Genomic DNA, 12,296 nt, shown 5'->3' with positions numbered 1-12,296 from the left:
AAATAAAGTTTATATAGCCTTCAATATCGCCCTGCTCCTCTCCTCATACGCCGTGCCCGACTCAGCCAGCACCTCAAATATTTTTTTGGCCTTTTCCTCCTCGTCCAACTTCAGCCAGGCCAGGGCCAAATACCATTGCACCTGTGTTTTGTAGTCTTCAGCCTCCCCAATTAAAGGCTCCCAGATACTGGCTGCTTTTGCCGCCTCATCATTGGCCAGGTAGCTCATCCCCAGATAAAACAATGTGCCTTCGTCAGGCTGTTGAATACTTTCGAAAATCTCAATAGCCATGTCATAGTCCTCATCCGCATATCTCCTGAAGGCCAGGTCTTTCGCCGTGAGGCTGTCTTTGGCACTGCTGTCTCTGTAAATGGGCGCTTCCACATTGGGGTACACCTCAAAGTATTCGGCATACAGCGCCTGTGGCTCCGTACTTCTCAGCAAAAAGAACCACGCAGCTACTACCATCAGCGTCACCGATGCTGCCACTGGCAGCCAAACCTTCCAGCGGAAAGTGGCCGCTCCAGTGCGTGCAGTATCGACAATGCCCGCTTCTGCTTCCTGAATCACCTGCCAGGCTTTCTCCAGTTCTGCTCGTTCCAGTCCTTTCTGTAAGTATCTCACATCTTCAAACAGTTGTGTGAAATCTTTATCTTCGGCCAGCCTTTGCCGGAATTCTTCTTCCTCGCTTTCTGAAAGCTCTCCGTTGAGGTACCTGTCGATTAGTGCTATGTCCTGCTCTTCCATTTACCTCTATTAGGCTAAAGCCATTTGAATCTTTTCTTTTTGCAGTAGCTCCCTCAGTTGCTGCAGGCACTTGTACTTTTTGTTCTTGGCCGTTGCTTCGTTTTTGTAGCCAAACTCTTCCATCAGCTGCCTGATGCTTGCCCGGAAATAGTAAAACCGTGTCAGCATGCTTTGGCACGGATCGCCCAGTTTTTCGATGGCCTTTTTGGTGGCCTCCAGCAAGCTTTCCTTCAGTTGGGCTGCGTCGGTCGCCTCTTGTCCTTCCCCTCTGTCATCCACCCATTCCAGGGGATTACTGCTCAAAGGTATTTTCATATCTTCTCTCACCATTTCCTTGTACACATTTAGCCCGATACTGAATAGGTAGGGCTTTATGCTGTCGTGCATCATGGTCATTTTTCCCTTTACCACATTGTTGTAAAGCCGCAAAGTAGCTACCTGATAAATGTCCATGGCGTCGTCGTTGCTCATCTTATATTTGGCCCGGATCATGCCGATAAACTCCTGACGGTATTTGCTGTATAATTCGCCGAGGGCCTGCATGTCTCCGTTTTTAAGCGAAGCGATCAAGGTTTCATCCATTCCGGTTGTAGTATAATGATTGAAAAGCCTAAAGGTCACCTAAAATACCTAAATATAAGTAGCGGCAAAAAATTACAGATAGTGCGGTGACCTTTTCTTGGAATCGTCATAAGGTAGTGTATTAAAAATGAAACTATCATGACCGAACAAGCCAATCCATTAACGAGAAGAGAAAAGGAGATCATTGAGCAGTTGTCGTTTGGCTATAGCGCCAAGCAGATTTCGGACATCCTTTTCATTAGTGAGTTAACCGTAGCCAAGCACAAAAGCAACCTGTTCATGAAGCTGAATGTGAACAACACGCCCCACCTGGTGAGCCTGGCTTTGAGGGAAGGACTGATATGCTGAGATTATACTGGAAGAAAAACCACAACAACAAAATATAGGTAGGTAGTAGCAATTGAAAGTAGTAAAATCTTTTAGTTAGGTACACAGATCAGTGGAAAGCCTGAGGCAGATAGCCTCGGGCTTTTTTTGTGGTTACCATTGACGGCATGAGCCGGGTTGGAAGGGCAAAAACTTGCAGCCTTGGCTGTTATTAGCTGGCCCGGTGACTTAGACTAGCGGAGGCTACTGTCAACTTAATATATCGTTTTCATTTTTCGCCGATTTCTTGCATTACTTTGATTATTTCTAATACGGATGTCGTGTCCATGCTCGATGTCGAGATGTTGTCGTAGGTCAAATCAGAATAAACAAATACAGTGTCCCCATCTTTGTACTGTCCGTTTTCTTCTTGATAGCCTATGTACACCCCAAGACTGCCAAAGTAATCGAGCCGCCGAAGTTCAAAATAATTCAACTTGTTTAAATCTAAAGTGTCTGATAAAAATAAGTCAACGTAAGAGTCATCGAAGTCTTCTTTAGTTAGGTAAATGTACCTTTCGTTGCCTATAAAGACTGGGATGTTTTGTTTGATGACCAATGAGTCGTTAAAGCGCAGTACAACTCTAGAGTATTTCTTATCGTTTTCCTGAGTGCAAGAAACAAGCAAAACAATGCCGAAAACAATTAGACTAATGCGTAACATCTATTAAAGATTGCAGGTATAGAAATAGGCGTTGCAAAGGACTAATTGTTCCTTTTCCATGCTTTTTCCCGAAGCTGCTTAGCGTCTATTGCTCTGCCCTTCCACAGACCTGCAGAGGCGAAAAAGTCATACTTTTTCGGCGATGTTGATTTTATTGGCTTGTGTCTTTTCACCTCGACAAAATCGAGCTGCTGCAAAAAATTTACCAGATAGAGCAGTTTACTGTCGTCCTTTACTGTCAGTGTTAACTTTTCCATATACCAAAGATAAATATTTAACACTAACTTTTAGTTCATCTCAATGGATGATGTTGATAAACCTCTTCTTTCAGCCTTTCATTCAATTATGCCAATGCAAGAAGGAAATACACAATGAGAAGAAGTAGACCTGTTGGAACAAAAAAAAACCGAACACCTTCCGGCGTCCGGCTTTTCGGACTTGAAAATTGGGCAAATGAAAATCTTTAGTTATCGGTAATCAGTGGTATTCGTTCAGTTTACTGTTTACTGTTTACTGTTTACTGATTACTCCTTTCTTACCGACCCCGCTCCCGACCTTCTGATATCTGTACTTGCCTCGCCCTGGTACACAATGGTGCTGGCACCAGATGCTTCAGCTTTCAGATCGACCATGGCATTTACCTTGGCACGGGCTGCTCCCTGGGCTTTTACTTCCACATAGCGTGCTTCGCTGCCAAAGGCGTCGAGCGATGCTGCCCCTTCCACGTCAGCTTTTAGCTCGTTCACATTGCCCCGCAGGGTCAGCTTGCTGCCGCCGTCCATTTCTATGTCGAGCTTGGAGGCGTCGATGTCCATATCCACCTGGGCAAAGCCGGAGAGGTTAATATTAAGTTTGTTGGCTTGGAAACCATCGATATAGGCTTCCGAAGCACCGGACAGGTCAATACTTTCCAGGTCCGGTGTGCTGATGTAGACGTAGATTTTGTCGCTCGACTCCCAGTTGTCACGCCAGTCCCAGTTGCGGCCACGGATGTCGAATTTCAGCACCCCGCCCGACTGGCTCACTTTTACCCTTTCCAGCCACTCATCGTCGCCGGTGATTTCGATGTCTTTGTAGTCACCCTGCTTAATGTAGAACTTGAAGATGCCGCCGGCTTCAATCTCATCATATCCTTTGAAGTCGTAAGTAAGGGGTTTTGCATCGAAGGAGCTTTTTCCTGAGCCTGAGTTATATGAGTAATAGTCGTCATCTTCCTCGCAAGTGGTGCACTTCAAGCCAGCGTCAGTAAACACCCAGGTATTGCCTTCCATTTGGCGGGTGGAGTAGCCATTTCTGTAGATAGTGTTTCTCAGAATCCTGGCCAGGCTTTCGTCCATTTTGAAGGGCTGGTTGTAGGGGATGTACAGTGTGATGTCCAGGTTTTGCACCCTGAAGCGTGCGTCGTTTGTAAACTTAAGCTCTCTTGGGAAATTGAATACAGAGTCTTGCACATCGACGTCATAGGTTACCATCTGCGCATTTTCAAGAGCTGTCGAACGGTCTCTTCCTCTTGCTTCAAAATCGAAGACGGCTTTGTACACTGAATCTTCGTGGCCTCTCAGGCGAAGCTCCACGGCTTCGTACTGACCGTTCCACTCGTCCCAATCCTGGCGGTCGCTTCCTGAAAGCTTCAAGATGGCTGTTTTGCCGGCCATGTCGTAAGTCTTGGTTTCGGTGTAGATGGCATCTGTGCGGAAGTCCATGATAATGCGTGGCACTGTGTAGCTCACAAGCACCAGACTGATGATCCACAAGCCGAAGAGCGTCCATCCTAAGAAGGATCCGGCCACCCATCTTTTTGCCATGATGCTGATACCTCCCAGGGTGATAGCCAACGCTGGTATGAAAGCTGACAGGAAGAGCCCAAAGACAGCCCAGCCAGGTAGTGTCTGCTGGAAAAGCTCTACTGGCACGCCGTCAACCGATACCCAATCCCACCAGCCGATGGTAAGCCCGAAGAACATGGCACAAGTGATAGCAATGGCGGTCATTGTCGACAACCCAAGCATGCTGAAAAGCAGTCCGATGAATACCCGGAGGATATCAACGAATACGTTGGCGGCAGGGCCGATAAATTTGGCGATACCATTGATAATCAATGCGATCAATCGGAATGGAAACAACAACACTTTCACGATTGGGCTTTCTTCGTCCTCCTTTATGTTGAGGTTCGACTTAATGTTTGTCTCAATATTGGAAAGCGTAACGGGCTCTCCCTGCATTTGCATTTTCTCGGTGATGGTCTTTGCCAGGGGCGTGATGATCCACAAGATGATATAGACAAAGAATCCGGTACCTCCGAGGAAGATGGAAAGCACGAACAGCAGTCTGATCACTGTTACATCTACTCCGAAATAGGCAGCCACCCCGCTGGCCACGCCACCCAGCACCCGGTCTTCCTGGCTGCGGAACATCTTCTTGATTTTCTTGTCGTCTTCAAGAGCTTTGTTGCCTGGCACCACAATCCACAGGATAATATAGGCGAGCAAAATTGCGCCACTTAAGCCTGGTAGAAAGAAGTTGAAGAACATAAGCAGAAAGAGCAAACGCACCCACATTGGGTCGATGCTGAAATAGTGGGCAAGACCACTGCACACCCCACCAACGACTTTTCTGTTGATGTCACGATAAAGTTTTTTCGAACTGGTCTTCTCTTTTTCTTCGGTCTTTTCTTCCGCCGTACTAGTACTTTCTTCGCTGCTGGTGTCGGCTGTGGGCGCAGGTGCTGCTTTGTCCTCCACGTCTTCAATCGCCTCAAAATCGGCAATGGTACCCATGGTGGAGATCAGCATATTGACATCTTCGATGGCCACTACCTGCTTGTTCTCTTTGTCCAGCTTCTCGAGGAAAATCTCAGCTATTCTGCTTTCGATATCGGCGATAATTTCCTTGCTGTCTTCGAAAGTCGAAAAATAGGTGGTAATGGATTCGAGATAGCCCTTTAGCCTTTCATAGCCATCTTCCTCTATGTGGAAGATAATGCCGCTAATATTGATGCTTATATTCTTATTCATTTCTTTTGCCCGTTTTGCTTTTTCGTTGTCATAATTTTACTGGTAGAGCCCACAAGTTCATCCCAGGTACCCTGGAGCCCATTTAAAAAAGTTGTTCCTTCATCAGTCAGGGTATAGTATTTTCTAGGTGGCCCTGAGTTTGATTCAACCCATTTGTAGTCAACGAGGCCGGCCTTTCGCAGCCGGGTAAGGAGGGGGTAGAGTGTTCCTTCCACTACCATGATCTTTGCAGAAGTAAGCTCCTGCAGCATGTCGGAGGCATACACCTCGCCACGTGATATGATATGGAGGATGCAAAACTCGAGAATCCCCTTCCGCATCTGCACCTGTGTATTCTCAATGTTCATCTCGCATTTTGTTTAAGAGTTTTTGACCTTAGCACTATATACGGAAAAGTACCTTGCATGGCCAAGTACTGGCTAAGAAATATTAGTGAATAAACGATTATCATTGAATAGTTATATTTAATGCTTCAAAAAGTACAATATTATGACGCTTTGTAGGCGTTTGGGCGTCGATTGCCACTGTCGTACTGCGTCTGTTTATTTTGCTAAACAGTTCTTAATCCCTTGACACCACTGGGCGTACCAGCGCAAACACGGACGGAAGGCGGTTGGTAGCTGCGTTAAAGCCGCATTCCGATAAGTGGCTGTGCGTCAGTGAATCCTTTTTCGCCAGCTTCCAGCAAAGACCAACATCTTCATCTACTTTTGCAGTCTATTTATCGAAGTATTCCAACAAGTGAGCGGGTATGTTGGTGTGGAGAATGTTATATCATTAATTTTAGGTTGAATTAGTCACTGAATGCGGATAGCGTTACTTTTTACTTTGTGTTTGTTTTGTTCCGGCCTTGTTGTGGGCCAGGGAAATGCACCGAAATACAGTAATGAATTTCTTGCCATAGGAGTTGGGGCAAGGGCATTGGGCATGGGCAATACCCAGGTGGGTTTGACCAACGATGTAACGGCGGGCTATTGGAACCCGGCCGCACTCACTCAACTGACGGAACAATATCAGGTGGGACTGATGCATGCAGCTTACTTTGCTGGCATAGCCAATTACGATTTTGCGGGGTTTGCCACACCAATAGACAGCAATACCTTCATGGGTGTCTCTGTGATCCGTTTTGGAGTAGACAATATCCCCGACACCAGGTTCCTTTATGACGCCAGCGGCGCTATCAACTACGACAATATCCGTTTCTTTTCTGCGGCCGACTATGCTTTTATGTTTTCTCTTGCAAAAAAAATGGGAGGCTTGTCGCTGGGTGGCAACCTGAAGGTAATCCATCGGACGGTAGGCGATTTTGCCAATGCCTGGGGTTTTGGGCTCGATGCGGCACTACAGTACAACAGGGGCAATTGGAAGATGGGGGCGGTACTCAGAGATGCTACCGGAACGTTCAATGCCTGGACACACAATTCTTCACTGGTTATTGATGTATATACTCAAACCGGCAATGTGATCCCGGAGAGCAGCCTCGAAATTACGCTACCCCGCCTGTCGCTGGGATTGGCCAATGCAGTGGTGAATAGAGGAAAATGGACTGGGCTTGTGGGCGCCGACGTTGATTTGACGTTTGACGGACAAAGAAATACATTGATCAAAAGTAAATTAGCCAGTATAGACCCGAAAGCAGGCTTTGAAGTGAGCTATGCGCAAAAGGCCTTTTTAAGAGGTGGCGTGAGTCAGCTACAGCAGGTCAAAGACTTTGACGGTAGCAAATCATGGACCTACCTGCCGTCGTTTGGTATTGGGCTCAACCTTCAGGGCGTGCAGATCGACTATGCCTTAACAGACATTGGAAACAGGACGCAGTCGCCTTATAGTCACATCTTTTCATTAAGATATGGATGGAATGCGAAATAGACTGTGGACATACAGAAGTGCTTTATTGGCCGGGTCGCTATTTGTAGCAAATATGGTGCAGGCGCAACCATGGGGCAACGAATGGGTCAAACCAGGGCAATCGTACTATAAAATCAAGGTCGCCAGAGAGGGGATGTTTCGCCTGACGCAGCAGCAATTACTGGAAAGCGGCGTGCCATTGAGTTCGATCGATGCCAGACGGCTGCAGCTTTTTCACAGAGGCGTGGAGCAGGCTATTTATCTGCCAGGGCAGGAAGACGGCAGGCTTGATGCCAGCGATTATATTGAGTTTTACGGGCAACCGGCGGATGGCAAGACCGATACGGAACTGTATGTTTCTGAAGATGCCCAGCCTCACACTTTATATAACTTGTTTTCTGATTCAGCAACCTATTTTCTCACCTGGCCGCTAACGGCTACGTCAGGCAAGCGGATGTTGGCACCTGTAGCAGAGAACAATGTAGGTAACTTACCTGCTGAGCCTTACTATCTCCGGGAAGTACTCAAGCTTCAGGTCAATAACTACTCGCAAGGGAAAACCTACCAGGGTGGCGACATCATTCTTAGTCAGTACGACCATGGCGAAGGTTGGACAGGCAGTGATATTGCCAAAGGTGCCAATCAGGTGATCACGCTAACTGGGTTGACTAACAGGGTGACTTCCGGGCCCGACCCTACGCTGGAGGTGCTCCTGGTCGGGAGAAATAACCTGGATCACAATGTGGAGGTATATGTGGGCCCATCTTCGTCAAGTTTGCGGCTTTTGCATACTGCAGAGTTTTCAGAGCATGATCCCTATACTGTCTCCGAAACCATTTTATGGTCAGATATTTCATCTGTCGGAGAGTTGTTTTTGCGGGTGAATGTGGTTGGCATCGGCAGCGCTGCTGATCGGGCTGCAGTGTCCTATGTGAAAGTGAACTACGCAGCTAGTACCGACATGGCTGGCCAGTCGCAGAAAATTTTGACGCTAAGAGAGAACACGGGAAGTAAGTCTTTTATTCGAGTGACCAACCCTGCTGGAGCCAGCAGCCTTTTTGATGTAACCCAGCCGGATAACGTGAACAAAATTGGTGTCATCACAGGAACCAGCGATTTCACCGCAGTGGTAAACGGCACCGCTGTTCAGCGGAAACTGATTGCTACTACCGCTCCCTACACTCCTGTAAGTATTAAGCAGGTGACAATGCTATCCATCGATCCAACGGCTTTTGATTACATCATAGTCACTCACCCCGAGCTTAGAAAGGCCACTACTTCAGGAACTGCCGACCCTGTGGCAGCCTACAAAGCTTTTCGTGAAAGTGCAGCTGGGGGGCAACATCAGGTGCTCATTTTAGAAATGGAGCAGATATTTGATGCCTTTAACTATGGGGAAATATCTCCCTGGGCTATTCGCAGACTGGCGGGCTACCTGCTGGCCAACGGTGCGCCTGAATACTTTTTTCTTATTGGAAAAGGAACAGGCGTGCACCGGAATTACTACAGGCAAGACCCTGCCACCACCACACTTATTCACTTTGTGCCCACTAACGGTGTGCCTGGAAGTGATGTCGCCATGCTGGCCGGGCTGGCTGGTACTACTTACGAATCGCCAATTGCAATAGGTCGATTAAATGCACGGAATCCGGACGACGTGCAGGCCTACCTGAATAAGGTGATGGAGATGGAGAATCAGCCCTTCGATCAGTTATGGAAAAAGAATTTCATTCATTTGAGTGGAGGGGCTACGCAGGGTGAACTGGCGACGTTTCGATCTTATGTCAACGGGTTTAAGTTCATTGCAGAAGGTAAATACCTTGGAGCCAATGTAGTGACAAGCAGCAAGTCGACAAGCAATGCGGTGGAGCTCATCAATATTGCAGAGGAGGTGAATAACGGCGTGTCAATGATCACTTTTTTCGGTCACTCGGCGAGCTTTTCTACTGATATCGACATTGGCAACGTGTCTAATCCAGGCTTCGGGTACAACAACAAGGGCAGGTATCCGGTGATTTTGGTTAACGGATGTGATGCCGGTAATATTTTTGAAACTTCGTTCACTTTTGGTGAAGACTGGACGTTGACGCCAAACCTCGGGGCTGTTGGTTTTATGGCCCATACTTACAAAGGCTTTTCCAGCGACCTGCGAAACTTTTCTGGTGTGTTTTATGAGACAGCCTTTGCTGACACCTTGTTTGTGAAGGAGACGCTTGGAAATATTAAAAATGAGGCATCGAAAAGATACCTTGAGCGATATGGGTCTTCGGAAAGGAACATTACGCAGGTGCAGGAAGTACTGCTGCAGGGGGATCCTGCCATCAGGATATTTGGTGCCGGGAAACCTGACTACGAAGTTAGCACCGATGTACTGGAGGTTATAGATACTGAAGGAAACCCGCTGCAGGTAGCTAAGGATACGTTTGCTCTCAAGTTTGTGGTGAAGAACTTTGGTATCGCCACGGAATCTGACTTGAAAATTTACGTGAGGCGAAGGCTGGAGGACGGCAGTGTGAGCCTGGATTCGCTCATATCTCCGTATGTGCTTCGGGAGGATACCATGTACTTCGGAATCTCGAACCCTGACCTTGCCGGTTTGGGTAACAATACCTTTGAGGTGATTCTCGACCCAGCCGACGAAATAGATGAGCTGAATGAAGGGAACAATACAGCCAGCATCGATCTTTTTTTAGCCAAAGGAACAACAATTCCAATTTTCCCGATGAAGCGGGGTATTGCCGGATCGAATGTCGACTTTGTGATCCAGGCAAGTGACTTGTTTTCACCCTCACGAGGTTTCGAACTTGAAATTGACACGTCGCCAGATTTCAACGGCCCAATGAAACACAGGATCAGTGGCGACATGCGGGTGATCACTGTCCAAAATGTGGATTTGGCTTCGGCATTTTCAGTAGCTGATTCAACGGTGATCTACTGGCGGAGCCGCTTCCTGAACCCAGAGCCGGAGGAAGATACTTCGTGGGTTTTGAGCCAGTTTACCATGATCAACTACAGTCCCCGGGGGTATGCGATGGTGTCGGCCAATCAGTTTGCTGACGCCGAAATCAAAGGGATGTCGCTGTCAGAGTCAGGCTTTGATTGGTCTTTTCCAGAGAACAACCTGGATATCAGTATCAAAACCTTTGGCCCTAATAATCCTGGTGCAGCCGCCCGTGACTACAGCGTAAAAGCTGGTACGCTGGAGCTTTTTGTGGAAAGTGAAGGCTTCAACGTATGCCGGGCCAATACACTTAACGTTGTTGTGTTCGATAAGCAATCGACGGTGCCTTATGCGCCGTTTCCCGAATGGCAAAAGTTTGATGTAAGGCTCACCTGTGGATTGAATTCAAAACGTATTCACAACTTCACTGACGGAGAGATGTATGACCCGGCGGCTTCCAACGGAGGAGCCAGAAGGCTTTCTCAACTGCTGAATGCCGTGCCTGAGGGAGACTATGCTGTCTTTTTTAGCATAGGCACTGTGCAGTACGACAGATGGGATGCCGAAGTAAAGGAGCAGCTAAAAGCCTTCGGTGTACAAACATCCACATTGAATGGCCTTGTGAATGGGCAACCGGTAATTTTCTATGGAAGGAAAGGCCAGGCAGAAGGAACTGCGGTGGAGTTGCTTTCTGATGGAAGTGGCAGCCCGGCCGATGAGCAACAGCTTGTGCTGAATGACGTAGTGGAAGGCAAGTTCTTTAGCGGCAGCGTGCTGTCGGGCAGGATAGGCCCGGCCAAGTCGTGGGGATCGCTTTATCAGGAAGTAAAGCTTGGCACCGGGCAAACTGCCGGAAACTTCAACCTGGATATTTACGGGCTACGCAACGATGGCATTAAAGATTTGCTGTTTGCCGATGAAAATGTGTCAACAATAGACCTGACCTCTGTTGACGCTAATTTTTACCCTTACTTGCAAATAGATTACCATACGGCCGATGAGGCCAATCTGGTGCCTGCGCAATTGAAAAAATGGATAGTCACGTTCAATCAGCTACCGGAGGGCATTTTATTGACCAGCGACCCGACTGCCCGGAACAAGCTGACCAGAACTGCCAATGAAGGGGAGGAGGTTGTTGTGCCGTTTTCATACTTCAACCCTTCTCCGGTTGATTATGCCGACTCTCTTACTGTCAGGTACCAGCTCGTGTCGAGTGAAACCAGCTCTATTCAGGAGTTTGAAATGAAACTACCGGCGCTGCCTGCGGGAGACTCGGTGCAGTTCAATGTGCAACTAACAACCCTGGGAGCAGGAGGCAAGGAAAGCCTGCGCACAATAGTAGAAACCACAGAAAGGGAGTTGATATCTACCAACAATCAACTGACATTTACCGATTATTTGGACGTAAACGCCGATAATGTCAACCCAACTCTTGACGTGACTTTTGATGGTACCTATATCCTCAATGGCGACATCGTTTCTCCCAACCCGCTGGTAAAAATGAGACTGTACGACGACTATGAGTACCTGCAAAAGCAAGACACGATTGGCATAGAGGTGTACCTCAAATCTCCCTGCGAGGAGTGCGACTATGTAAGGGTGCCTTTTTCCGGAGGCAAAATGACATGGTCAGCCAACACCGAAAAGAAGGAGTTCAATATTGAACTCAGACCGGGGCCATTGGAAGACGGTATTTATGCCATGCGTGTGATAGCAAGTGATGTGAGTGGAAACCAGGCTGGAACAGCTCCCTACGAAATCAGCTTTGAGGTCATCAACGAGTCGACAGTAACAAACTTCTATCCCTATCCCAATCCCTTCAGCACAAGCACCAAATTTGTGTTTACCCTCACAGGGTCAGAAATACCCGATCAGCTGAAAATACAGATCATGTCGGTGTCAGGCAGGGTGGTGAGGGAGATTACGCAGGACGAAATTGGCCCGATTCGCATTGGTAATAACATTACGCAGTTTGCCTGGAATGGAACCGACGAATATGGTGACCAGCTGGCGAATGGCGTTTACCTTTACAGAGTGCTGCTTCGCATGAATGGCCAATCGCTGGAGCACAGGGCGACGTCCGCCGACAAGGCCTTTAAGAATGGCTTTGGGAAGCTGTATATTCTGAGGTAGG

General features: G+C 47.7%; 9 protein-coding genes. 3 read left to right on the top strand and 6 right to left on the bottom strand.

Annotated features, from left to right (window positions below; genetic code table 11):
• Positions 1-9 precede the first annotated feature (9 nt).
• Positions 10-747 carry a tetratricopeptide repeat protein gene (locus GC130_RS22225; protein WP_152000565.1) on the bottom strand — a complete coding sequence of 246 codons (738 nt, stop codon included), beginning with the start codon at positions 745-747 and terminating at the stop codon, positions 10-12.
• A 9-nt stretch (positions 748-756) separates the two neighbouring features.
• The gene (locus GC130_RS22220; protein WP_152000564.1) at positions 757-1,329 is read right to left on the bottom strand and encodes an RNA polymerase sigma factor; all 573 of its coding nucleotides are present in this window, start codon (positions 1,327-1,329) and stop codon (positions 757-759) included.
• A gap of 138 nt (positions 1,330-1,467) precedes the next feature.
• Between GC130_RS22220 and GC130_RS22215 the strand changes: the two genes are divergently transcribed.
• The gene (locus GC130_RS22215) at positions 1,468-1,677 is read left to right on the top strand and encodes a response regulator transcription factor (RefSeq protein WP_152000563.1); all 210 of its coding nucleotides are present in this window, start codon (positions 1,468-1,470) and stop codon (positions 1,675-1,677) included.
• A gap of 247 nt (positions 1,678-1,924) precedes the next feature.
• Here GC130_RS22215 and GC130_RS22210 read toward each other — a convergent pair whose 3' ends face one another.
• The 4 genes from GC130_RS22210 to GC130_RS22195 all read right to left on the bottom strand — a co-directional run bounded on the left by GC130_RS22210 (position 1,925) and on the right by GC130_RS22195 (position 5,720).
• Positions 1,925-2,359 carry a hypothetical protein gene (locus tag GC130_RS22210; protein WP_152000562.1) on the bottom strand — a complete coding sequence of 145 codons (435 nt, stop codon included), beginning with the start codon at positions 2,357-2,359 and terminating at the stop codon, positions 1,925-1,927.
• 41 nt (positions 2,360-2,400) lie between these two features.
• Positions 2,401-2,616, bottom strand: a complete 216-nt coding sequence (locus GC130_RS22205) for a hypothetical protein (RefSeq protein ID WP_152000561.1) — start codon at positions 2,614-2,616, stop codon at positions 2,401-2,403.
• A 267-nt stretch (positions 2,617-2,883) separates the two neighbouring features.
• On the bottom strand, positions 2,884-5,373 hold the full coding sequence (locus tag GC130_RS22200; protein WP_152000560.1) for a PspC domain-containing protein: 2,490 nt from the start codon (positions 5,371-5,373) through the stop codon (positions 2,884-2,886).
• A complete protein-coding gene (locus GC130_RS22195; protein ID WP_152000559.1) occupies positions 5,370-5,720 on the bottom strand; it encodes a PadR family transcriptional regulator in 351 nt (116 codons plus the stop codon). Before GC130_RS22195 ends, GC130_RS22200 begins: the two co-directional genes overlap by 4 nt.
• A gap of 457 nt (positions 5,721-6,177) precedes the next feature.
• Between GC130_RS22195 and GC130_RS22190 the strand changes: the two genes are divergently transcribed.
• Both GC130_RS22190 and GC130_RS22185 read left to right on the top strand, forming a co-directional pair.
• A complete protein-coding gene (locus GC130_RS22190; RefSeq protein WP_152000558.1) occupies positions 6,178-7,242 on the top strand; it encodes a PorV/PorQ family protein in 1,065 nt (354 codons plus the stop codon).
• Positions 7,232-12,295 (top strand): C25 family cysteine peptidase, encoded by a 5,064-nt coding sequence (locus GC130_RS22185; RefSeq protein ID WP_193217950.1) that lies wholly within the window; start codon positions 7,232-7,234, stop codon positions 12,293-12,295. Before GC130_RS22190 ends, GC130_RS22185 begins: the two co-directional genes overlap by 11 nt.
• The last annotated feature ends 1 nt before the right edge of the window (position 12,296 follow it).

The sequence above is a fragment of the Imperialibacter sp. EC-SDR9 genome, assembly GCF_902498805.1.
Lineage (GTDB): Bacteria > Bacteroidota > Bacteroidia > Cytophagales > Cyclobacteriaceae > Imperialibacter.
This window is presented reverse-complemented; position numbering and strand designations above follow the sequence as displayed.